The sequence below is a fragment of the Streptomyces sp. SID14436 genome, from assembly GCF_010548465.1.
Lineage (GTDB): Bacteria > Actinomycetota > Actinomycetes > Streptomycetales > Streptomycetaceae > Streptomyces.
The window spans coordinates 1-23,120 of the sequence record NZ_JAAGMD010000225.1 but is presented as its reverse complement, the minus strand read 5'-3'; the positions used below and the strand labels follow the sequence as shown (position 1 = coordinate 23,120).

Genomic DNA, 23,120 nt, shown 5'->3' with positions numbered 1-23,120 from the left:
GGCCCGGCCCGCGCGGGCGGCCACCGTCTCGTGGCGGTGGCCGCCCGCGACCGCGGCCGCGCGGAGGCGTTCGCCGCCGCGCACGGCGTGGAACGGGTGCTCGGCTCCTACGCGGAGCTGCTGGCCGACCCGGAGGTCGAGGTGGTCTACAACCCCCTCGCCAACGGCCTGCACGGCCCGTACAACCTGGCCGCGCTCGCCGCCGGCAAGCACGTGCTGACGGAGAAGCCGTCGGCGAGCAACGCCGCGGAGGCACGGGAGGTGCGGGAGGCGGCCACGCGGGCGGGGACGGTGTTCATGGAGGGGTTCCACTACCTCTTCCACCCGGTCACCCGGCGGCTGCACGAGCTGCTGGCGTCCGGCGCACTCGGCACGCTGCGCCACGCGGAGGCCCTGGTGGCGATCCCCGCGCCGGACGCCGGTGACCCGCGCTGGTCGCTGTCCCTGGCCGGGGGCGCTCTGATGGACCTGGGCTGCTACGGCCTGCACGCGCTGCGCGGGCTCGCCCCGTGGGCGGGCGGCGCTCCCCTCCCGGTGTCGGCCCGGGCCGGTGAACGGGCGGGCGCGCCGGGCGTGGACGAGTGGCTGGACGCCGACCTGGAGTACCCCGGCGGCGCCACCGGCACGGTCCGCTGCCACATGGCGTACGGCGGGCTGGAGATGAGCCTGCGGGTCGTCGGCACCCGGGGGGAGGCGCGGGCGGCGAACTTCGTCCTGCCGCACCTGGACGACCGGGTCGTGGTCCGCACCGGCGCGGAGTCCCGGACGGAGCGCCTGGGGACACGGTCGTCGTACGCGTACCAGCTGGAGGCGTTCGCCGGGGCGGTGCGCCGGGGCGACCGGCTGCCGCTGGACGCGGACGACGCCCTGGCGACGATGACGCTCGTCGACGCCTGCTACCGCGCCGCCGGTCTGCCCGTACGGCCGCGCACCGCGCCCGGGCACTGACCGGCCGGACGGCGACGACGTGTGGGGCGGCTCCCTCGGAGGGGGCCGCCCCACATGTCGTGCGTCACCGGTACAGGGCCGGCCGGTCCACCAGGTCGACCTCGACCCGGCCGCCGTTCTCCAGGGCCCGCACGCCGGCCTCGCAGACCGCGGCCGCCGCGTAACCGTCCCAGACGCTGGGGCCGGTGACCTCGCCGCGCCGGGTGGAGTCGACCCAGGCCCGGACCTCGTCGTCGTACGCCTGGGCGAAGCGTTCGCTCCAGTCCTGGGTGATGGTGCCGCCCCAGCGGCCGGCCATGTTGGTCACCAGGGAGTGGCCGTCGCCGATGCGGGCGGTGCCGCGTTCGCAGACCACCTCGGCCTGCACCTGGTAGCCGAAGCCGCAGTTGACGAAGATCTCCACGTCGGAGAGGGCGCCGCCGTCGGTCTCCAGCACCACGAACTGCGGGTCGCGCAGTCCCTCCGGGGCGCCGGCCGACGCGGCGGGCCGCAGCACGGTCACCGCGGTGATCTCGTGGCCGAGCAGCCAGCGGGTGGCGTCGACCTCGTGGGCCACGGAGTCGCTGATGAGCAGGGAGCTGGTGAAGTAGGGCGGGCTGGCCACGTTGCGATGCCGGTTGTGCAGCATCAGGGGGCGGCCGAGCTGCCCCGTGTCCAGCAGGGACTTCAGGCGGACGTACTCCGCGTCGTAGCGGCGCATGAAGCCGACCTGGACCCGGCGGTGGCCGAGGGCCTGTTCGGCTTCCATCACGCGCAGCGCGGAGGCCGCGTCGGGGGTGAGCGGCTTCTCGCACAGGACGGGCAGGTCGTGCTCGAACGCGGCGAGGAGGGCGGCCTCGTGGGCCGGTCCCGGTGAGGCGATCAGCACGGCGTCGACGCCGGGGGCGGCCATCGCGGCGGCCGGGTCGGTGTGGGCGGTGCAGCCCTCGATGTCCGCCGCGACGGCCGCGGCGCGCTCCGCGTCCACGTCGGCCACGGCGGCGACCCGGGCGCCGCCGATCGTCCGGTCGATCCGGCGTACGTGGTCGGCGCCCATGCGGCCGGTCCCGATGACGGCGATGCCCAGGGGTTCGCGCCGGTTCATGGCTCTCGTCTCCCTGTCGGTCGTCAGGCGCCGCAGGAGCGGAGGAACTTGCGGGTGCGGACGGCGATCGGGAGCGGCTTGTCCGGTTCGCAGGGGTACATGTCCTGCTCGACGATGGCGAACAGGTCCACGCCCAGCTTCTGCGCGGCCACCAGGACGGGCTCCAGCTCGGGCACGCCGCCGGGCGGTTCGCACATGACGCCGCGCTGCACGGCCGGCCCGAAGGGGATCTCGTTCTTGACGACGTCGGCGAGGATGTCCGGGTCGACCTGCTTGAGGTGCAGGTAGCCGATGCGTTCGCCGTAGGTCTCGATCAGCTTGACGCTGTCGCCGCCGCAGTAGGCGTAGTGGCCGGTGTCGAGGCAGAGGTTGACCACGTCGGAGTCGGTGGAGTCGAGGAAGCGCTCGACGTGCTCCTCGGTGTCGATGTGGGTGTCGGCGTGCGGGTGGACCACGATGTCGAGGCCGTAGGTGTCGCGGACCTCGCGGCCCAGGCGTTCCATGCCGGTGCTCAGGTGGCGCCACTGCTCGGTGGTGAGTTCGGGGGCCTCCAGGATCTCGGCGGTCTTGTCGTCGCGCCAGAAGGAGGGGATGACGACGAGGTGCTCGGCACCCATGTCGCGGGTGAGGGCGGCCACCCGGCTGACCTGCTCCCAGGTGGCGTCCCACTCGGACGGCCCGCGGTGCAGCCCGCAGAAGATGGTGCCGGCGGAGACCTTCAGGCCGCGGCGCTGCACCTCGTCGTTGAGGCGGGCGGGGTCGGTGGGGAGGTAGCCGTAGGGGCCGAGTTCGATCCAGGAGTAGCCGGCCTCGGCGACCTCGTCGAGGAAGCGCTGCCAGGGCACCTGCTGCGGGTCGTCGGGGAACCACACGCCCCAGGAGTCGGGGGCGGAACCGACCCGGATGCGGTCGAGCGCGACTGCCATGTCAGGACTTTCCTTCCGGTGTTGCGGCGGCGGGGGACGGGACGGCGCCGTCCCCGGGCAGTTCCTCGGTGTCGACGCCGCGGACCTGCGCCAGCTCGTGCTTGAGGGCGGCCAGTTCGGCGCCGCCCGCCATGTGGTTGGTGAGTTCCTCCAGGCCGACCTCGCCGCGGGACGCGGAGAGTTCCAGCGTGCCCAGACGCAGCACGTTGAAGTGGTCGCCCACCATGTAGGCGTGGTGCGGGTTGTGGGTGATGAAGATGACGCCGAGGCCGCGGTCGCGGGCCATGGCGATGTACTTCAGGACGACGCCGGACTGCTTGACGCCGAGGGCGGCGGTGGGCTCGTCCAGGATGAGGACGCGGGCGCCGAAGTAGACCGCCCGGGCGATGGCGACGCACTGCCGCTGTCCGCCGGAGAGCGTGCCGATGGGCTGCTCCAGGTCGTCCAGGACGATGCCCATGTTGCGCAGTTCCTCGTCCGCGGTCTTCTTCATCCGCTCGATGTCGAGGCGGCGCACGGGCCAGGGGCCCTTGGTCATCTCGGAGCCGAGGAAGAAGTTCCGCCAGACCGGCATCAGCGGGACCACCGCGAGGTCCTGGTAGACGGTGGCGATGCCGCGGTCGAGGGCCTCGCGGGGGGTGGAGAAGCGCACCGGCTCGCCGTCGACGAGGAACTCGCCCTCGGTGTGCTGGTGCAGTCCGGAGATGATCTTGATGAGGGTGGACTTGCCGGCGCCGTTGTCGCCGAGGACGCAGGTCACCTTGCCGGGGTGGACGCTGAGGTCGACGCCGTGCAGGGCACGGATGTTGCCGTAGGACTTGCCGGCCCCGCGAAGCTCCACCAGGGGGTGGTCGCCGGCGGGCGGGGTGTCCTTCAGGGCGGCACCGTGGGTGCCGGTGGTCTTGTCGGTCATTGCGGTCACCTCCGGGTCGCCGTGCGCTGGACGTACAGATTGATGAGGACGGCGCCGAGGAGCATCACGCCGAGGAAGGCCTTGAACCAGTCGGGGTTCCACCCGGCGAAGACGATGCCCTGCTGCACCATGCCGAACATGAAGGCGCCGAACACCGGGCCGATGGCGGAGCCGGAGCCGCCGGTCATCAGACAGCCGCCGATGACCGCCGCGGCGATGTAGATGAGCTCCTGGCCCACGCCCTCGCCGGACTGCACGGTGTTGAAGGAGAACAGGTTGTGCATGCCGACGAACCAGGCGCCGAAGCCGACCAGCATGAACAGCGAGATCTTGGTGAAGGTGACGGGGACGCCCACCGCGCGGGCGCTCTCCTTGTTGCCTCCGACGGCGAAGATCCAGTTGCCGTACTTGGTGCGCAGCAGGACCCAGGTGGCGAGCGCGGCGAAGACCAGCCACCACACCACCGTGATCTTGACCTGGACACCGCCGACCTCGAAGGAGGACGCGAACAGGGCCTTGGCCTGGTCGAAGCCGTCCATGTCGCTGATGTCGTCGGTGGCGACGTTGGTGGTGACGAGTTTGGTCACCGCGAGGTTGAGTCCCTGGAGCATCAGGAAGGTGCCCAGGGTGATCAGGAAGCTGGGCAGTCCGGTCTTGACCAGCATCCAGCCGTTGAACATGCCGACCGCCAGGGACACCACGAGGGCGACGATCACACCGACCCAGACGTTCATGGTCAGCTGGTAGCTGAGCATGCTCGCGGTGAGCGCCGAGGTGACGACGGCGACGCCTGCGGAGAGGTCGAACTCGCCGCCGATCATCAGCAGCGCCACGGGCAGCGCCATGATCCCGATGGTGGACGACTGGTAGAGGACCGTCGACATCGAACTGCCCTGACGCAATGTCGGCGCCATGGCCAGGAAGAAGATCAGGATGGCCAGGGCCCCGAGGAAGACGCCCACCTCGGGACGGGCCAGGAGGCGCAGCGCCAGCGGGCGCCGCACGGTACGTCCGTCGCTCTCCTTGGGGCCGGGGGCCGGCGGTGGGGTCACCGCCGGCTCAGCCTGCTGCGCCATGCTCATCACCGGGTGCCCTTCGCGGCGAAGCCGTCGATGACGTCGACGTTGGACTCGTCGACGAAGGCCGGGCCGGTGAGCACCGGCTGCTCGCCGCCGCCGCTGTAGTTGCCGTTGTTCTTGTACAGCCACAGGCCGTCCACCGCGAGGTAGCCCTGGAGGTAGGGCTGCTGGTCGACGGCGAACTCGATGTCGCCGGCCTTGATGGCCTTGGTCAGGTCCTTGTTGAGGTCGAAGGTGGCGACCTTCGCCTTGCTGCCGGCGTCGGCGACCGACTGCACCGCGGTCGCGGCGAAGGGGGCGCCGAGGGTGGCGACGTAGTCGATCGAGGAGTCCTGCTTCAGCTTGGCGGTGATCGTCGACTTCACCGACGGCATGTCGGTGCCGTTGACGTTCAGGACCTGGGTCTTGCCCTCGAAGGTCTTCTCCAGGCCGGCGCACCGCTGGGTGAGCCCGACGTTGCCCTGTTCCTGGATGACGCAGACGGCGTTCTTGGCGCCGACCTCGTTGAGCTTCTTACCGAAGGCCTCACCGGCGACGGACTCGTCCTGGCCGAAGAACTCCAGCAGGCCGAGGTCCTTCCAGTCGCTGAGCCCGGAGTTGAGCCCGACGACGGGGATGCCGGCCGCGTTGGCCTTGTCGATGACACCCTTGAGCGCGTCGGGCTTGGCGAGGGTGACGGCGATGCCGTCGACCTTCTGGTCGATCGCGTTCTGCACCAGGTTGGCCTGGTTGCCCGCGTTCGGGTCGGCGGAGTAGACCAGCTTGATGTTGTCCTTGGCCGCCGCCGCCTCGGCGCCCTTGCGGACGATGTCCCAGAAGGTGTCGCCGGGGGCCTGGTGGGTGACGAGGGCGACGGTCATGCGAGGCGTGGAGGCCTTGCCCGCCGAGGCGTCGGCGCCGCCGTCCTCGGACTTCTTGCCGCCGGAGCCGCTGGAGCAGCCGGCGAGGGTCAGGGCGGCTGCCGCGGCCACCGCGACGAACGGGGCGATTCTGCGGGAGCGGGTGTGCGAAGAGCGGTCCATCTTTGCCTGCACCTCACTGTGCTACACGGGGGAAAGGGCGGGAGTCCGAGGATCCGGCCCGGAGCCTCGGGAGTCCGGGTCTGAGCCGTGGGAACGGCTGGTGTGCTGGGACCGGATCAAATCCCGAGTCGCGCCTGCTGTCAATACTTTGTTAAGACATCATTTCACGAGCTAGTCCGAATGTAAGTACAAACCCTTGACACCGCCGCCCTCCGCGACCTACACCTGAGAGGCGGCAGGCCCCCGGAAACCACGACCCCACCGTGGCAGGGCGCCTTGGGACCCGCATCCCCAGCAGCTCGAGGAGCGTCGCTCAATGACCGTCTCACCACAGTATTTCGACCTGATCACGATGGGCCGCATCGGGGTCGACCTCTACCCCCTGAAGACCGGAGTGCCGCTGCCGAAGGTGGAGACGTTCGGGAAGTTCCTGGGCGGCTCGGCCGCCAACGTCGCGGTCGCCGCCGCCCGGCTGGGCCGCTCCACCGCGCTCGTCAGCCGCACCGGCGACGACCCCTTCGGCACCTACCTGCACGAGGCGCTGAAGGACTTCGGCGTCGACGACCGCTGGGTCACCCCCGTCGCCGCGTACCCGACACCGGTGACGTTCTGCGAGATCTTCCCGCCGGACGACTTCCCGCTGTACTTCTACCGCCGCCCCAAGGCCCCCGACCTGGAGATCCACGCCGAGGAGCTGGACCTGGCGGCGGTGCGCGCGGCCGGCATCTTCTGGGTCACCGGCACCGGTCTCAGCGAGGAGCCCAGCCGCTCGGCCACGCTCGCCGCCCTGGAGGCGCGGGCCAAGTCCGGGCCCACCGTCTTCGACCTGGACTGGCGCCCGATGTTCTGGCGGGACCCGGACGAGGCCCGCCCGTACTACCGCGAGGCGCTGCGGCACACCACGGTCGCGGTCGGCAACCTCGACGAGTGCGAGGTCGCCACCGGCGAGCGCGAACCCAACGCCTGCGCCGAGGCGCTGCTGGCGGCCGGCGTGGAGCTGGCCGTGGTCAAGCAGGGCCCCGAGGGCGTGCTCGCGGTGCACCGCGACGGCACCCGGGCCGAGGTGCCGCCGGTGCCGGTCGAGGTGGTCAACGGGCTCGGCGCGGGCGACGCCTTCGGCGGTTCGCTCTGCCACGGGCTGCTGGCCGGCTGGGACCTGGAGAAGACCATGCGGCACGCCAACGCCGCCGGCGCGCTGGTCGCCTCGCGCCTCGCCTGTTCGTCCGCCATGCCGACCGCACCGGAGGTCGCGGACCTCCTCGCCCGGACCGGGTCGCCGACCGCGGCCGGCCGGCCGAGCCAGCCCTGAAACGGAGCCCCTGTCTTGAATCTCAGCATCCCCGACCTCACCGCGGTCCGGGCCCGTCACCCCGAGGCCGTCGCGGAGGCGGCCGCGCGCCGGGCCCGCCGCCCGCTCGTCGGCGACAGCGGACGGCTCATGATCGTGGCCGCCGACCACCCCGCCCGGGGCGCGCTCGGTGTCGGCGGCCGGCCCCTGGCCATGGCCAACCGGGCCGACCTCCTGGAACGTCTGTGCGTGGCCCTGTCCCGGCCCGGCGTCGACGGGGTGCTGGCCACCGCCGACATCCTGGAGGACCTGCTCCTGCTCGGGGCCCTGGAGAACAAGGTGGTCATGGGCTCGATGAACCGCGGCGGCCTGGCCGGCGCCGCGTTCGAGATGGACGACCGCTTCACCGGCCACCGGCCCGAGGACATCGAGCGCCTGGGCTTCGACGCGGGCAAGCTGCTGGTCCGCGTCGACTACGACGACCCGGGCTCGCTGACCACCCTGGAGTCCACGGCCCGGGCCATCGACGCGATGGCCGAGCGCCGGCTGCCGGTGTTCGTCGAGCCGTTCATATCCCGCCGCGTCGACGGCCGGGTGCGCAACGACCTCTCCGCCGAGGCGGTCACCCGGTCCGTCGCCATCGCCTCCGGCCTCGGCGGCACCTCCGCCTACACCTGGCTGAAGCTGCCGGTCACCGACGACGCCGACGACATGGCCGAGGTCCTGCAGACCTCCACCCTGCCCGTCGTCCTGCTCGGCGGCGAGGTCGGCGACCAGGACGCGGCCTACGAGCGGTGGGGCAAGGCCCTGCGGCTGCCCTCGGTGCAGGGGATGGTCGTCGGCCGCTCGCTGCTGTACCCGGCCTCCGGCACCGTGGAGTCGGCGGTGGACACCGCCGTCGGCCTGTTGTGAGACGAAAGGCTGCCATGACGCATCACCTCCCCGCGGGCCGCGCCTCGGCCGGCCCCCACCTGGTCGACGTCAGCCCGGAGAGCGCCGGCTGGGGATACTCCAGTCTGCGCGTGCTGGAACTGCCGCCCGGCGGCAGCCACACCTTCGACACCGGCGACAGCGAGTGGATCGTCCTGCCGCTGAGCGGCAGCTGCACGGTCACCGCCGACGACGACTTCGGCCACGAGACCTTCGAACTCACCGGCCGCACCAGCGTGTTCGACGGTGTCACCGACTTCGCCTACGTCCCGCGCGACGCCCGGGCGGGGATCACCAGCGCCGGCGGCGGACGGTTCGCGCTCACCGGCGCCCGCTGCACCCGCCGGCTGCCCGCCCGCTACGGGCCCGCCTCCGACGTGCCCGTGGAGCTGCGGGGCACCGGCAACTGCTCCCGCCAGGTCAACAACTTCGGCGCGGCCGGGGTCTTCGAGTGCGACAAGCTGATCGCCGTCGAGGTGCTCACCCCGGGCGGCAACTGGTCGTCCTTCCCGCCGCACAAGCACGACGAGCACCGGCCCGGCCAGGAGTCCGTGCTGGAGGAGATCTACTACTTCGAGTTCGCCGCCCACGACGGCACCCCGGGCCTCGGCTACCAGCGGGTCTCGCCGTCCGGGCCGGGCCGGGACACGGACGTGCTGGCCGAGGTGCGCGACGGCGACGTCGTGCTCATCCCGGACGGCTGGCACGGGCCGTCCATGGCGGTGCCCGGCCACCACATGTACTACCTCAACGTGATGGCCGGGCCCGAGGACGAGCGCGCCTGGCTGATCTGCGACCACCCCGACCACGCCTGGATCCGCGACACCTGGCCGGACCAGCCCGTCGACCCCCGTCTGCCCCTCTACACCGCCCCGGAGAGGTCCGCATGAGCGCCGCCACCCGCCGACTGACGACCGCACAGGCCCTGGTGCGGTTCCTGTCCGCCCAGTACACCGAGCGGGACGGCGTGCGCCGCCGGCTCGTCGCCGGGACGTGGGGCATCTTCGGCCACGGCAACGTGGCGGGCATCGGGCAGGCCCTCGTCGAGTACGCCGACGTCATGCCCTACCACCAGGGCCGCAACGAACAGTCGATGGTGCACGCGGCCGTCGGCCACGCCCGCCAGCTCAACCGGCTCTCCGCGCAGGCGGTCACCACGTCCATCGGCCCCGGCGCGACCAACCTGGTGACCGGCGCCGCGCTGGCCACCATCAACCGGCTGCCGGTCCTGCTGCTGCCCGGCGACTACTTCGCCGGCCGGGCCGCCGACCCGCTGCTGCAGCAGCTGGAGCACCCGGCCGGCCCCGACGTGTCCGTCAACGACACCCTGCGCCCGGTGTCCCGCTTCTTCGACCGGATCACCCGCCCCGAGGCCCTGATCCCGTCCGCGCTCCAGGCGATGCGGGTGCTCGCCGACCCCGCCGAGACCGGCGCGGTCACCCTGGCCCTCCCCCAGGACGTGCAGGCGGAGGCGTACGACTGGCCGGAGGAGTTCTTCGCCGACCGCGTCTGGTACGTCCGGCGCACCGCGCCGGACCCGGTCGAGCTGGCCGCGGCGGCCGAGGCGGTCCGTTCCGCGCGCCGCCCGCTGGTCGTCGCGGGCGGCGGCGTCCACCACAGCGAGGCCGAGGAGGCGCTGAAGGCGTTCACGGACGCGACCGGGATCCCCGTCGCCTCCACCCAGGCCGGCAAGGGCTCCCTGCGCCACGACGACCCCGCCGACCTCGGCGGCATCGGCCACACCGGCACCGCGGTCAGCAACGACCTGGCCCGCACCGCCGACCTGGTGATCGGTGTGGGCACCCGCTACACCGACTTCACCACCGCCTCCGGCACCCTCTTCCAGAACCCGGACGTGCGCTTCCTCAACCTCAACGTCACCGGTTTCGACGCCCACAAGATGGCCGCGCGCACCCTGGTCTGCGACGCCCGCACCGGCCTGGAGCAGCTCACCACCGCGCTGGCCGGGCACCGGGTGGGCGAGGACTACGCCGCCGAGTACCGGGCCGGCAAGGAGCGCTGGGACGGGATCGTCGCCGACGCCTACCGGGCGGACGACGACAGCGCCGTGCCCACCCAGACGCAGGTGCTGGGCGCGCTGGACGCGGTGGTGGGCGACGAGGACGTGGTGATCAACGCGGCCGGATCGCTCCCCGGCGACCTGCACAAGCTGTGGCGCGCGCGGAGCCCCCGCCAGTACCACCTGGAGTACGGCTACTCCTGCATGGGCTACGAGATCCCGGCCGCCCTGGGCGTGCAGCAGGCGGCGCCCGGCACGCCGGTGTGGGCGCTGGTCGGCGACGGCACCTACCTGATGATGCCCACGGAGATCGTCACCGCCGTCCAGGAACGCCTGCCGGTCAACGTCGTGCTGATCCAGAACCACGGCTACGCGTCCATCGGCGGCCTGTCGGAGTCGGTCGGCGGCGAACGCTACGGCACCGCCTACCGCCACCGGGCCGCCGACGGCACCTTCACCGGTCCCCCGCTGCCCGTCGACCTGGCGGCCAACGCGGCCAGCCTCGGCATGGAGGTGCTGCGGGCCAAGACGGTGGGCGAACTGCGGGCCGCGCTCACCGAGGCCCGCGCCTCGGACCGCCCGACGTGCGTGTACGTCGAGACCGACCCGTCGCCCACCGCTCCCCCCGCCGAGGCGTGGTGGGACGTGCCGGTGGCCGAGGTGGCCGGCCGCGAGGCGGCCGTCCGGGCCCGCGAGCAGTACGAGCGCGAGGTCGCCGTCCGCCGCCGCCACCTGTAGTACCCCCCGTCTCCCGAAAGGTCCGTCGCAGCACATGAAGACCATCAGCCATTTCATCGGCGGCAAGCCCGTCGAGGGCACCTCCGGCCGTTTCGGCCCCGTCTGGAACCCGGCCACGGGCGTCCAGGAGAAGCAGGTCGCGTTCGCGACCGCCGACGAGGTCGACGCCGCCGTCGCCGCCGCCAAGGACGCCTTCACCACCTGGGGCGCCTCCTCGCTGGCCCGGCGCACGGCGATCCTGTTCAAGTACCGCGAGCTGCTCGACGCGCACCGCGACGAGATCGCCGAGCTGATCACCGCCGAGCACGGCAAGGTGCACTCCGACGCCCTCGGCGAGGTCGCCCGGGGCATGGAGATCGTCGAGCTGGCCTGCGGCATCAGCGTGCAGCTGAAGGGCGAGCTGTCCACCCAGGTCTCCACCCGGGTCGACGTCGCCTCGATCCGCCAGCCGCTGGGCGTGGTGGCCGGCATCACCCCGTTCAACTTCCCGGCCATGGTGCCGATGTGGATGTTCCCGCTGGCCATCGCCTGCGGCAACACCTTCGTGCTGAAGCCGTCCGAGAAGGACCCGTCGGCGTCGCTGCGGCTGGCCGAACTGGCCGCCGAGGCGGGCCTGCCCGACGGCGTGCTGAACGTGGTGCAGGGCGACCGCGAGGCCGTCGACCGGCTCCTGGAGCACCCCGACGTCGAGGCGGTGTCCTTCGTCGGCTCCACGCCCATCGCCCGGCACATCCAGCTCAGGGCCGTCGAGCACGGCAAGCGCGTGCAGGCCCTCGGCGGCGCCAAGAACCACATGCTGGTGCTCCCCGACGCCGACCTGGACCTGGCCGCCGACCAGGCGATCAACGCCGCCTACGGCTCGGCCGGCGAACGCTGCATGGCGGTGTCCGTGGTCGTCGCGGTGGGCGGCATCGGCGACGACCTGGTCGGCCGGATCGCCGAGCGGGCCAGGAAGCTGCGCGTGGGCCCCGGCGACGACCCGGCGTCCGAGATGGGCCCGCTGATCACCCGTGAGCACCGGGACAAGGTGGCCTCCTACGTGGCGGGCGCCGCCGCGCAGGGCGCCGAGGTCGTGGTCGACGGCACGGACCTCACGGTCGAGGGCCACGAGGACGGCTTCTTCCTCGGCGTCTCCCTGCTGGACCGGGTGCCGGTGACGGCGGACGCCTACCGGGACGAGATCTTCGGCCCGGTGCTGTGCGTGGTCCGGGCGGAGACCTACGAGGAGGCCGTCGAGCTGATCAACTCCTCCCGCTGGGGCAACGGCACCGCGATCTTCACCCGGGACGGCGGCGCCGCCCGCCGCTTCCAGCTGGAGGTCAAGGCCGGCATGGTCGGCGTGAACGTGCCGATCCCGGTCCCCGTCGGCTACCACTCCTTCGGCGGCTGGAAGGACTCCCTCTTCGGCGACCTGCACATCTACGGCAACGACGGCATCGCCTTCTACACCCGCGGCAAGGTCGTCACCACCCGCTGGCCCGACCCGTCGGACTCCGGCATCAACCTCGGTTTCCCCAGCAACTCCTGACCACCCGTCCGCGCCCCACCAGGAAGGTTCGCCCCATGGCGAAGACCGGCGACCCCACACGCGCCGAGAGCGGCTCCGCGCTCAGCTCAGTCGACTTCGCCCTGGACCGGGGCAGTCCGGTGCCGCTGTACCACCAGCTCGCCCAGCAGTTGGAGGCGGCCATCGAGCGGGGCGTGCTCGCCCCGGGCAACCTGCTGGGCAACGAGGTCGACCTCTCGGTCCGCCTCGGCCTGTCCCGCCCCACCGTCCGCCAGGCCATCCAGTCCCTCGTCGACAAGGGGCTGCTGGTCCGGCGGCGCGGGGTGGGCACCCAGGTGGTGCACAGCCAGGTCAAGCGCCCCCTGGAGCTGAGCAGTCTCTACGACGACCTGGAGGCGGCCGGGCAGAGTCCGGCCACCCGGGTCGTCAGCAACGAGACGGTTCCCGCGTCGGCGGAGGTGGCCGCCGCGCTGGGTCTGGCGGAGGGCGCCGAGGTGGTCCACCTGGAGCGGCTGCGCAGCACCCACGGCCAGCCGGTCGCGCTGCTGAGCAACTTCCTGCCGTCCGGCCTGCTCGACCTGGACACCGACCGGCTGGAGCAGACCGGCCTGTACCGCATGATGCGGGCGGCCGGTATCACCCTGCACAGCGCCCGGCAGACCGTGGGCGCGCGCTCGGCCACCGCGCAGGAGGCCGGCCGGCTGGACGAGCAGCCCGGCGCCGCCCTGCTCACCATGCAGCGCACGGCCTACGACGACACCGGCCGCGCGGTCGAGTTCGGCACCCACATCTACCGCGCCTCGCGGTACGCCTTCGACTTCCAGCTGCTGGTCAGGTCCTAGCCCGCAGGACCATGGCACCGAGCCCCGTGCCGGCCCCCTCCCCCGGGGGCCGGCACGGGGCTCGGTGCCGTGCGCGGGGCCGTCCGGTGCTGCCTTGACTCACCGGCAGCCGTGCACCAGTATCGTATATATACACCGTAAACATCCGGTGTCGGCCACGCTAGGGAACCGCTCATGGCGCGCAACGAGCCGCAGTCCCCCCGGACGTTCCGGCCTGCCCGTCGGCGCCGGCGCGGCGCGCGCACCGAGGCCCGTCCCTATTCCGCGGCGACCGTCCTGGTCACCGGCGGGGCCGGCTTCGTCGGCAGCCTGACCTGCACCGACCTCCTGGACCACGGCTACGAGGTGATCGTCGTCGACGACCACTCCAACAGCACGCCCCAGGTCTTCCCCCGGGTGGAGCGCGTCGCGGGCCGCTTCGTCGGCGCGGTCTACCAGCTGGACATCCGCGACCGGAGCGCCCTGTCCGCCGTCTTCGCACGGCACTCCGTGGACGCCGTCGTGCACTTCGCCGCGCACAAGTCCGAGGTGCGGTCCACCCGGATGCCCGTCGGCTACTACGACACCAACGTCGGCGGCACCACCGCCCTGCTGCGCACCATGCACGAGCACGGGGTGCACCACCTCGTCTACCACTCCTCCGCCGCCGTCTACGGCGACGCCGGCCGCGGCCCGCTGGACGAGCGGACCCCGCCGCGCCCGGTCACCCCGTACGCGATGTCGAAATGGGTCTGCGAGCGCATCCTGGAGGACGTCTGCCGGCACTGCCCCCAGTGCACCGTGGTGGCGCTGCGCTGCTCCACCCCGGCCGGCGCCCATCCCAGCGGCCTGCTCGGCGAGGACCAGCGCAACGCGCCCGAGTCGCTGCTGGCACAGATGGCGCTGGTGGCCGACGGGCGGCGCCCCCGCCTGGAGATCCGGGGCGACACCCACCCCACTCCCGACGGCACCCCCGTCCGGGACTACCTCCACGTCATGGACGCCGTCGAGGCGCACCGGGTGGCGCTCGACCACCTCGCCGACGGTCCGGGCATGACGGTGTACAACCTGGGCCGCGGTGAGGGGAGTTCGGTGCGCGACGTGATCTCCGCGTTCACCGCGGAGACCGGCCGGCCGGTGCCGTACGAGGTGCTGCCCGCCGAGCCGGGCGCGGTGCCCGAGATCGTGGCCGACCCGACCGCGCTGACCCGCGCCTGGGGCTGGCGGCCCGCCCGGGACCTGACGGACGTGTGCCGGGACACCTGGCACTTCCAGCGCCTCAACCCGCACGGTTACCGGGACGCGGTGCCCGGCCCGGAAGCGGGCGCGTAGCCCGCGCCTGTCCGTGCGGGACGCGGTCCCGCACGGACCGCCCGGTCAGGGCCGGCCCGGCGCCGGGCCCGTCCGGGGTGCCGGGTGCGGGGCGGGCGACAGGGCGAAGGCCGTCTTCACCAGCGCGAGGTGGCTGAACGCCTGCGGCGCGTTGCCGAGTTGGCGGCCGGTGCCGGGATCCCACTGCTCGGCGAGGAGCCCCACGTCGTTGCGGATGCCGAGGACCCGCTCGAACGCCTCCCGGGCCTCCCCCGTCCGGCCGGTGGCGGCGAGGGCGTCGGCGTACCACAGGGAACAGGAGACGAACGCGCCCTCCGCGTCGTCGCCGTCGCCGTCGGGGGTGTAGCGGCGGACGAACCCGCCGTGCCGGAGCCGCTCCATGGCGCGCACCGTGCCGCGCACCCGTTCGTCCCCGGGCGGCAGGAACCCGAGCCGCGGGATGAGCAGGGCCGAGGCGTCCAGGGCGGACGAACCGTAGGACTGCACGAAGGACCGCCGGACGGGGTCCCAGCCCTCCCGGCACACCTCCCGGTGCACCTCCCGGCGCATGGCCCGCCAGCCGCCGGAGGATCCGTTGCGGCCGAGCAGCACGCCCATGCGCAGGGCGCGGTCGGCGGCCAGCCACGCCATCACCTTGGAGTGCACGAACTGCCGCCGCCCGCCCCGCACCTGCCACAGTCCCTGGTCGGGTTCCTGCCAGTGCCGCTGGAGGAAGCCCATGAGGATCTCCACCAGCTCCCACACGTGGGCCGGTATGGCGATCCCCGCGCGCAGCGACAGCCACAGCGCGTCGACCACCTCGCCGTACACGTCGAGCTGGAACTGGCCGGTCGCGGAGTTGCCGAACCGCACCGGCCGCGAGCCCTCGTAGCCGGGCAGCCAGGGCGCCTCGGTCTCCGGCAGCAGCCGCTGCCCCTGGACGCCGTACACCGTCTGCAGGTCGGCCGGGTCACCCGCGACGGCCCGCACCAGCCAGCCCAGCCAGGCGGCGGCCTCGCCGCGGTAGCCGCTGCGCAGCAGGCAGGACAGGGTGAGGCTGGAGTCGCGCAGCCAGCAGTAGCGGTGGTCCCAGTTGCCGGTGCCGCCGATGCGCTCGGGCAGGGAGGTGGTGGGCGCCGCGACGATGCCGCCGGTGGGCGCGTAGGTGAGCGCCTTGAGGGTGATCAGTGACCGCACCACGGCCTCCCGCCAGGGCCCCCGGTAGCGGCACTGGGCGGCCCAGTTCCGCCAGAAGTCGGCGGTCTGCTTGAGCGCGGTCTCCGCCGGGACGGACAGCGGCTCGGGCGGGGCGGCCCGGTGCGAGGGCGACCAGACCAGCGTCAGGGCGAGACGGCGGCCGGCCCGGACGGTGAAGTCCACGACGGTGGCGTCCTCCCGGTCGCTCACCGGCGCGGGCTCGTCGACGTCGAGCCAGACGGCGTCCGGGCCGGCGACCGCGACGGTGCAGGCGCCGACGCCGCGGATCCACGGCACGACGCGTCCGTGGTGGAACCGCAGGCGCAGTTCACTGCGCATGGGGACCGCGCCGGACAGGCCCTCGATCACACGGACGACGCAGGGCCACTGGGTCCGCGGCGGCATGAAGTCGGTGACCCGCACGGCCCCTTGCTCGCTCTCCCAGACCGAGTCCAGCACCAGCGTGTCCGGCCGGTAGGCGCGCCGGTTGCAGGCGCCGCGGCCGACGGGCGCCACGCGCCAGAAGCCGTGTTCCGGCGTGCCCAGCAGCGCGGCCAGGCAGGCCGGGGAGTCGAAGCGGGGCAGGCAGAGCCAGTCGATCGAGCCGTGACGGCTCACCATCGCGGCCGTCTCCAGGTCGCTGATCAGCGCGTAGTCCTCAATGCGCGGCGTCGTCACGGGGATCACGCCCTGGTGCGCCGTGCCGCGGTCGTCCCAGCGGGCCGCCCGGCCCGGGTGGCGGGTGCGGTTCCATGGTCCTCGCCCCCTTCTCGTGGGCGTGTGCGGTCGGGCGCGGTGCGGGGCTCACCCGGGTGCCGCGGTGCGCTCGCCGGCGTACCAGGCGACGGTGTGCCGGACCCCGTCCTCCAGAGAGACGGCGGGTTCGTAGCCGGTGAGGGACCGCAGCAGGCGCAGGTCGGGGCAGCGGCGGGCCACCGAGCCCGCGGGGGCCGGCGCGTAGGTGATCTCGGGGTCGTGGCCGACGACGCGCAGCACCAGCTTGGTGAGGTCGCCGATGTTGGTCTCCTCGCCGTCGTTGCCGATGTGGACGATCCGGCCTTCGGCGACCCCGGGCACCATCAGCCGGCGGATCGCGTCCACGGCGTCGTCGACGTGGCAGAAGGCCCGGGACTGTTCGGCGCCGTACACCCGGAACGGGTCCTCGCCGCGCAGCGCCCGCAGGGCCACTTCCGGGATGACGTGGGACTCGCCCATGCGGGGCCCGTAGACGTTGTGGAAGCGTCCGATGACGCAGGGGAGGCCGCGGGCGCGGGCGGTGTGCACGACGGCGGCCTCGCCGAGCATCTTGCTCACCCCGTAGGCGAAGCGCGGCGCGGTGACGTCCCGCACGGTCAGCGGCACGTTCTCGGAGGTCGGCACCGGCACCGTGCCGGCGCTGACGCCGCCCGCGTACACCTCGCTGGTCGAGGCGAAGAAGAGGCGTTCGCCGGGCCGGATCCAGTCCAGGGTGTTCAGCACGACGAGGCTGTTGACGCGGACCACGCGTGCCGGGTCGCGTTCGACGTTGCGGACGCCGACGACGGCGGCGAGCAGGTACACCTGGTCCCAGCCGTGCGGGAGGTCACCGAAGCCGTCCGGCCGGGTGAGGTCGGCGTGCAGGACCTCGGCGTCGACGGACGCGAGGGCCGGGTCGTCGCGGCCGCGGGAGAAGTCGTCCACGATGGTCACGCGGTGGCCGTCGGCCAGCAGGTTGCGGGCGAGGTGGAGGCCGATGAAGCCCGCGCCGCCCAGGATGAGTGTCTTCATGCCGTCACCACCGGGACCGGGGCGGCGGGGGCCGCCGATGTGTAGCCGAGTCCTTCGTAGCGCACGCCCCGGGCGGTGATGCCGGCCCGGTCGAGGATCCGCCAGGAGTCGAACACCAGGCGGGTGCGGGAGCCCTCCAGCGCGCGGGTCATGTCGAGGGCGCGGTAGTCGGGGTGGTCGGTGACGACGAGCACGGCGTCGGCCTCGCGGAAGCCCGCAAGGACGTCGTCCACGGGTTCGCCGCCGTGGGCCCGGATCACCTCCGCCCCCACCAGCGGGTCGTGGCCCAGCACCCGCAGTCCGGCCGCGTCGAAGACCGGCATCATGGCGGCGATCGGGGTGCCCCGCATGTCGTCGGTGGGCGGCCAGCCCTTGTAGGCCCAGCCGAGCACGTACAGGGTGGTGCCGCCGGTCTCCCGCAGGGCGTCGGCCACGCGGGCCGCCACGTGGACCGGCAGGTCCTCGTTCAGTTTCCGCGCCGCGCCGATCAGTCCCGGCCGGTAGCCGGCGCGTTCACCGGCGAACGCCATGATGTACGGGTCCTTGGACAGGCAGCCGCCGCCCACGTACCCGGGCCTGGCGATGTCCGGGCGCGGATAGTCCAGGTTGGTCGCCCGGATCACCTCGAGCGGGTCCAGTCCGAACCGTTCGCTGAGCATGGCGAGTTCGTTGCCGAAGGCGTAGATGACGTCGGTGTGGCAGTTGTTGGTGAGCTTGACCAGCTCGGCCGCCTCCAGGCTGGACACGGGCAGGGCCTGGTCGGCGAGTCCGCCGAAGAGGTCGCGTCCGCTCCTCAGGCTGTCCTCGTCGAGGCCGCCCACGACCTGGGGCAGACCGGTCAGTTCCGTCAGCGCCCGTCCCTGGATGGTCCGTTCGGGCGCCATGACCAGGCGGGCCCGGCCCCAGGCGTCCAGCAGCCGCGGCAGGACCACCTCACGGGTGGTGCCGACCGGCACGGTGCTGCGGACGACCACCAGGGTCCGAGGCGTGCAGCGCTCGGCGACGTGCTCGGTCGCCGCGGCCAGGTTCTTGAGGTAGGGCTCGTGGGTCTCCTCGTCGACCGGGGTCGACACGCACAGGATGGCGGCGTCCACCGGTTCGTCGGGCAGTTCGGAGCCGATGTGGATCCTGCCGCCGATGTGCTCGGCGAACGTCTCGTCGACACCGGGCTCGTGGACGTGGGGCCGGCCCCTCCCCAGGGACTCGAGGACGGCCGGCTGCACGTCGACCCCGTGGACCTCGAAGCCCTTGCGGGCCAGGGCGGCGGTCAGGGTGAGGCCGACGTAGCCCATGCCGATCACGCCGATCCGGTGGAATGCGTGCGTCTGGTGCGTCATGGTGTGCTTCTCCTGTCGGTCAGGGACATGGCGGGGACACCACGTCCAGGTCACGCACAGTCACGTAGCCGGCGAAGCCCTCCTCCCGGTAGCGGCGGCACGCGTCGGCGATGTTCTCCGGCCTGACGGCGTAGTCGATGGCGACGACGACCTTGCCCGCCCGGCGCAGGGCGCGTGCCCCGGCCAGGTTGGGGGCGCAGTAGTCGAGGTCGCAGGGCAGGTCGGTGGCCCGGTAGAACAGCTCCTCCATGCCGATGCCGTCGACGGCCGCCAGGTAGCCGGGGTGGCGCCGCAGTTCGGGCGCGTTCTGCGGGAAGACCCAGAAGCCGGGGTCGACGCGCTTGGCGTAGGCGCTGATCCGGCGGATCAGGGCGACCATGCGCGCGCCGAGTTCCTCCGTGCTCAGGCCCGGCACCCGCTCCGGGGCGATCTCCTCGTAGGCGACCACGGAGTCCAGGTAGACCCCGTCGAAGCCGGCGGCGAGCGCCCGGTCCACGCGCGGCCGGACCGCCTCCTGCCACCACCGTTCCTGCCAGTACTTCACGAAGTACTCGCCGGGCCACTCCGTCCACTCGTCGAGGAACAGGTCGGGATGCCGGTCCCGCAGCGCCGGGTAGTCCGGCCGGAACCATTCCAGGGACCCGATCTCGAAGTAGGCGAGCACTTTCCTGCCGGACCGCTTCAGCCGTCCGATCTCGTCCGCGGAGAAGTAGGACGCGGCCGCGTCCCGCGCCAGGTCGACGACGGCCAGCCGGTGTGTCCCGTCGGCCAGTTCGTCCAGCCCGCCGTCCCGGTAGCCCTGCAGCTGGACCACCGCGCCGGTGATGTCCTCGGCGTCGTCGCCGGCGGACGCGCCGACCGGTGCGGGGGTGTTCCTCCCCTGCCCGCCGGGGGTGACGCATCCGGCGAGTACGGCGAGGCAGCAGGCCAGGAGCGCTGTCCTCCACGGCATCCTCACGGCACCCTCAGCCCTCCCAGCCGGCGCGGACCGAGTCGGCGAGGCCGTGCTCGGGTTTCCAGTCGAGGGCGGCGCGGATCCGGTCCACGTCCGCGGCGATCCAGGGGACGTCGCGGGACCGGGACGGCGCCCGGGCGGTCTCGGCGATCCGGCCGGTGAACCCGGCGGTGCGGGCGAGCAGCGCGACCGCGTCGCGCACCGGGACGGCCTCGCCGCTGCCGACGTTGAGCACCGGCTGCGGCACCCGGTCGGCGAGGGCCGCCGCGACGATCGCCGCGGCCACGTCCCGGACGTCGACGAAGTCCCGGTGGGCGTCGAGCGGTCCGAGCGTGATGTGGTCCGCGCCGGTGCGGGACGCCTCGCGCAGGGACTGGGCGGCACGGCCGAGCAGGTTCTCGGGCGGCAGTCCGGGGCCGACCGGGTTGAACACCCGCAGCGCCACCGCGTCCAGGGCGCCCTCCGTAGCGCTGAGTTCGACCAGCCGGGTGCTCGCCAGCCGGGTCACCCCGTACGCGCTCAGCGGGGCGGCCGGCGCGTCCTCGCGGACGGGGACGCCGGGGGTGACCGCCCCGTACTCGGCGGCCGAGCCGAGCACCACGAGCCGGGCGGCGGGGGCCGCCACCCGCATGGCCTCCACCAGCCGCGCGGTGACCAGGACGTTGGCCTCCACCAGGGCGACCGGTCCACCGGACAGGCGGCCCGCGCAGTTGACCACCACGTCGGGTCCGGCCCGGTGCAGCAGCCGCCCCAGGGCGTCGGTGCCGTCCAGGACGAGGTCGTGCCGCTCGTGGCGGGCGCCGTCCGTCCGGTGCCGGCGGCCGACCCGCACGAGGGTGCCGACGCGGTCGTCCCGCTCCAGGAGGCCGGCGACCGGCCTGCCGAGGAATCCCGACGCGCCGAACAACACCACGGTGGCGGTCATCAGGCGACCACCTTCCGGGTGTCCCGGACGGCGGGCAGCAGCGTGGACCGCATGCCCGGGAAGGCGAGGTTGGCGCGCTCGTAGTCCTCCGGGCTGCCGATGTCCATCCAGTAGCCGTCGAAGTCGTAGACCATCGGCTTCTCGTCCCGGGCCAGCAGGTCCAGCACGAGCTGGTCGAAGCCCAGGGGGGTGTTCTTCGGGTAGCGCGCGAGCGTCCGGCCGGACACGGCGTACACGCCCATGCTGACGCCGTAGGACAGGGTGGGCTTCTCCGTGAAGGCGACGAGCCGGCCGCCGACCGTCTCCAGGGTGCCGAACTCGATCTTGACCTCGCGCCGGTGTCCGGCGATGGTCAGGGGCGCGCCCGACGCCTGGTGGGCGCGCAGCAGGGCGGCGTAGTCGAGGTCGGTGAGCACGTCGCCGTTCATCACGAGGAAGTGCTCGGGCAGCCGGTCCAGGAAGTTGAACAGGGGGCCGATGGTGGACAGCGGCCGGTCCTCCTCGGCGTAGTCGACCGTGAGGCCCCAGCGGGATCCGTCCCCGACGAAGGCCTTGACCAGGGAGCTGAGGTGGCCCACGGCGAGGGTCACCCGGGTGAAGCCCTGGGCGGCGAGCTGCTGGAGGATGATGTCGATGATGGCGTACTCCCCGCCGATGGGCATCAGCGGTTTGGGCAGGGCCGTGGTGTAGGGCCGCAGCCGGACACCGCGTCCTCCGGCGAGTATGGCGACGTGCATGACTTCGACTCCTTTGCGGGGGCGTCGGGTCACCGGTAGGGGGCGACCCGTCCGATGTTCTGCCGCAGCGCTGTCAGGAACAGCACGAGCAGGGTGAGGCAGCCCGCCAGGAACACGGGGACCTCTCCGTACGGTGCGAAGCGGGACGAGAGGGAGAGCGTGGCGGCGATGTCGAGCACGGCCACCACGCCGACGACGGTGAGGATCCAGCGGAACTCGCCGTGGTTGACCAGGATGTAGCCGGCGAAGTAGGCGCCGCCGAGCAGCAGGTACGCGCCGAGCAGCAGCACCGCCCTCGGGGTGAGGACCCCGGCCGCGGCGAGCACGCCCAGCAGGAGCGCCCCGAGGACGGCCAGGACCAGCATGCTCACGCCCAGTTCACGCAGCAGCAGCAGCCAGGCGCGGCGGCGGAATTCGGCGGTCGCCGAGGTCCGCCGCAGCAGGGTGACGGCCTGGTCGTGGAAGCGGTGCGAGCGCCATTCCAGGACGCCCATGCCGAGCACCAGGGGTGCGACCGTGATCGCGAGGTCCAGCGGCGCCGTGATGAAGCGGGCGCTGTTGAACATCAGGAAGAGCGCGGACAGCATCGCGTACACGACGCACGGCAGGGTGCCGATGAGCGTGGGCCGCACCGTGTCCGGCCGGTTCGGGCGGGCGGTCCCGCCCCGCGCGCGGGTGGCCCACCAGGCGGCGCCGAGGGCCAGCGCGCTCGTGACGGCTCCGGCGAGCAGAGCGGGGGCGGCCCGGTTCGGGTCGAACCCGAGCAGGATGTAGGTCACGCCCAGGCCGGCGGCGGGCAGGGCGATCAGGGCGAGGCGCCACTCCAGCCCGTAGAACAGCATGGTTCCGGAGGCGAGTTGGTAGCCCACCTGGGCCACGACGAAGGCGACCAGGCCCGCTCCGCCGTCGCCGGTGGTGGCGAGCAGGGCGGCGTCCGCGACCGCCACGCCCAGTCCCAGCAGGGTCAGCCGCCGCCACAGCCGTGCGGCGGCCCGCGGCCGGCCCTGTCCGAGCAGCCGGTAGGCGGCCACGCTGGTGCCCATGCCCCAGACCCAGCCCAGGGAGGTGGCGAGCAGCATGCCGCGGACCAGGGCGGGACCGCCGAGCGCGACGAGGACCGCCGGGTACACCAGGCTGGGCACGGCGTAGAGCGGGCCGTGGGACAGCAGACGCGCCGCGCGGGAGCGGGGGGTCGTGGTCCCGGGCGGCGGCTCCTGGACGGGGCGGGGCGGCAGGCGCCGGAACAGCTCGCGGGACAGGGCGAAAACGTCCCGGCCGTAGCGGGCCGTGGCCTCCTCGTCGGTCAGGCCGCGGCGTTCGAGGAGGGTGGCGATCTGCAGTTCGTCCGCGGCGGCCGGCAGGTCGGGTTCCAGGGTGGTCAGCAGGTCCGCCACCGTGTCGCCTCCGCGCGGCGGGCGGGCCCGGTCGCCAGGGTTCATGGTGCCGTCACCCTCTCCAGCCCCGCGGCGCCGCGGACGGGCGCCGGTGCCCGCGGCACCAGGTCGTCGTAGAGCGCGCGGTAGCCGTCGTTCCACTGGGCCAGGGTGAACCTCTCCAGGACCCGGGCCCGCGCGGCGTCGCCGAGGCGGCGGCGCAGCCCGGCGTCGCGCAGCAG

20 protein-coding genes and 1 pseudogene are annotated in these 23,120 nt (G+C 73.1%); 8 read left to right on the top strand and 13 right to left on the bottom strand.

The window, feature by feature from the left end; genetic code table 11:
• Positions 1 to 948: Gfo/Idh/MocA family oxidoreductase (locus tag G3I53_RS08120; RefSeq protein WP_164438173.1), on the top strand; the 948-nt coding region annotated here is incomplete at its 5' end.
• Between the two features lie 64 nt (positions 949 to 1,012).
• Here G3I53_RS08120 and G3I53_RS08115 read toward each other — a convergent pair.
• The 5 genes from G3I53_RS08115 to G3I53_RS08095 are packed head-to-tail and all read right to left on the bottom strand — an operon-like array spanning position 1,013 to position 5,972.
• Positions 1,013 to 2,032 (bottom strand): Gfo/Idh/MocA family oxidoreductase, encoded by a 1,020-nt coding sequence (locus tag G3I53_RS08115; protein WP_164337363.1) that lies wholly within the window; start codon positions 2,030 to 2,032, stop codon positions 1,013 to 1,015.
• A gap of 23 nt (positions 2,033 to 2,055) precedes the next feature.
• Complete coding sequence (locus tag G3I53_RS08110) at positions 2,056 to 2,958, bottom strand: sugar phosphate isomerase/epimerase (protein WP_164337364.1); 903 nt, start codon at positions 2,956 to 2,958, stop codon at positions 2,056 to 2,058.
• A 1-nt stretch (position 2,959) separates the two neighbouring features.
• Positions 2,960 to 3,871, bottom strand: a complete 912-nt coding sequence (locus G3I53_RS08105; protein ID WP_164337365.1) for an ATP-binding cassette domain-containing protein — start codon at positions 3,869 to 3,871, stop codon at positions 2,960 to 2,962.
• A 5-nt stretch (positions 3,872 to 3,876) separates the two neighbouring features.
• Entirely contained in the window at positions 3,877 to 4,953 is a 1,077-nt protein-coding gene (locus tag G3I53_RS08100) for an ABC transporter permease (RefSeq protein ID WP_164337366.1), read from the bottom strand.
• Positions 4,953 to 5,972 (bottom strand): sugar ABC transporter substrate-binding protein, encoded by a 1,020-nt coding sequence (locus tag G3I53_RS08095; protein ID WP_164337367.1) that lies wholly within the window; start codon positions 5,970 to 5,972, stop codon positions 4,953 to 4,955. The genes G3I53_RS08100 and G3I53_RS08095 overlap by 1 nt, the downstream gene beginning before the upstream one ends.
• A 316-nt stretch (positions 5,973 to 6,288) precedes the next feature.
• Here G3I53_RS08095 and iolC point away from each other — a divergent pair, with 316 nt between their 5' ends.
• The 7 genes from iolC (at position 6,289) to galE (ending at position 14,608) form a co-directional block, all read left to right on the top strand.
• Complete coding sequence (gene iolC / locus G3I53_RS08090; protein ID WP_164438172.1) at positions 6,289 to 7,281, top strand: 5-dehydro-2-deoxygluconokinase; 993 nt, start codon at positions 6,289 to 6,291, stop codon at positions 7,279 to 7,281.
• Positions 7,282 to 7,296: 15 nt separating this feature from the next.
• Positions 7,297 to 8,172 (top strand): deoxyribose-phosphate aldolase, encoded by an 876-nt coding sequence (locus G3I53_RS08085; RefSeq protein ID WP_164438171.1) that lies wholly within the window; start codon positions 7,297 to 7,299, stop codon positions 8,170 to 8,172.
• 14 nt (positions 8,173 to 8,186) lie between these two features.
• Entirely contained in the window at positions 8,187 to 9,080 is an 894-nt protein-coding gene (iolB, locus tag G3I53_RS08080) for a 5-deoxy-glucuronate isomerase (RefSeq protein WP_164334109.1), read from the top strand.
• Positions 9,077 to 10,948, top strand: coding sequence for a 3D-(3,5/4)-trihydroxycyclohexane-1,2-dione acylhydrolase (decyclizing) (gene iolD / locus G3I53_RS08075; protein ID WP_164334108.1), 1,872 nt, complete (start codon positions 9,077 to 9,079; stop codon positions 10,946 to 10,948). The genes iolB and iolD overlap by 4 nt, the downstream gene beginning before the upstream one ends.
• Positions 10,949 to 10,982: 34 nt before the next feature.
• The gene (locus G3I53_RS08070; RefSeq protein ID WP_164334107.1) at positions 10,983 to 12,476 is read left to right on the top strand and encodes a CoA-acylating methylmalonate-semialdehyde dehydrogenase; all 1,494 of its coding nucleotides are present in this window, start codon (positions 10,983 to 10,985) and stop codon (positions 12,474 to 12,476) included.
• 35 nt (positions 12,477 to 12,511) lie between these two features.
• Positions 12,512 to 13,297 (top strand): GntR family transcriptional regulator, encoded by a 786-nt coding sequence (locus tag G3I53_RS08065; protein WP_164334106.1) that lies wholly within the window; start codon positions 12,512 to 12,514, stop codon positions 13,295 to 13,297.
• A gap of 174 nt (positions 13,298 to 13,471) precedes the next feature.
• Complete coding sequence (gene galE / locus G3I53_RS08060) at positions 13,472 to 14,608, top strand: UDP-glucose 4-epimerase GalE (protein ID WP_164334105.1); 1,137 nt, start codon at positions 13,472 to 13,474, stop codon at positions 14,606 to 14,608.
• 45 nt (positions 14,609 to 14,653) lie between these two features.
• Here the strand turns inward: galE and G3I53_RS08055 are convergent, their stop codons facing one another.
• From G3I53_RS08055 to G3I53_RS08020, 8 genes and pseudogenes are all read right to left on the bottom strand, one after another.
• Positions 14,654 to 16,462 carry a glycoside hydrolase family 15 protein gene (locus G3I53_RS08055; RefSeq protein WP_343240571.1) on the bottom strand — a complete coding sequence of 603 codons (1,809 nt, stop codon included), beginning with the start codon at positions 16,460 to 16,462 and terminating at the stop codon, positions 14,654 to 14,656.
• Positions 16,463 to 16,588: 126 nt separating this feature from the next.
• Positions 16,589 to 17,551 carry an NAD-dependent epimerase/dehydratase family protein gene (locus tag G3I53_RS08050; protein WP_164334104.1) on the bottom strand — a complete coding sequence of 321 codons (963 nt, stop codon included), beginning with the start codon at positions 17,549 to 17,551 and terminating at the stop codon, positions 16,589 to 16,591.
• Positions 17,548 to 18,888, bottom strand: coding sequence for a nucleotide sugar dehydrogenase (locus G3I53_RS08045; protein ID WP_164334103.1), 1,341 nt, complete (start codon positions 18,886 to 18,888; stop codon positions 17,548 to 17,550). Before G3I53_RS08045 ends, G3I53_RS08050 begins: the two co-directional genes overlap by 4 nt.
• 19 nt (positions 18,889 to 18,907) lie before the next feature.
• Positions 18,908 to 19,840 (bottom strand): endo alpha-1,4 polygalactosaminidase, encoded by a 933-nt coding sequence (locus tag G3I53_RS08040; protein ID WP_164334102.1) that lies wholly within the window; start codon positions 19,838 to 19,840, stop codon positions 18,908 to 18,910.
• 13 nt (positions 19,841 to 19,853) lie between these two features.
• Positions 19,854 to 20,768, bottom strand: a complete 915-nt coding sequence (locus tag G3I53_RS08035; protein WP_164438170.1) for an NAD(P)-dependent oxidoreductase — start codon at positions 20,766 to 20,768, stop codon at positions 19,854 to 19,856.
• Positions 20,768 to 21,505, bottom strand: a complete 738-nt coding sequence (locus tag G3I53_RS08030; RefSeq protein WP_164333443.1) for a sugar phosphate nucleotidyltransferase — start codon at positions 21,503 to 21,505, stop codon at positions 20,768 to 20,770. Before G3I53_RS08030 ends, G3I53_RS08035 begins: the two co-directional genes overlap by 1 nt.
• Positions 21,506 to 21,534: 29 nt before the next feature.
• Positions 21,535 to 22,944 (bottom strand): hypothetical protein, encoded by a 1,410-nt coding sequence (locus G3I53_RS08025; protein ID WP_164438169.1) that lies wholly within the window; start codon positions 22,942 to 22,944, stop codon positions 21,535 to 21,537.
• Positions 22,941 to 23,120 (bottom strand): annotated as a pseudogene (locus G3I53_RS08020) (glycosyl transferase); the annotation flags it as partial. The pseudogene G3I53_RS08020 and the gene G3I53_RS08025, both read right to left, overlap by 4 nt.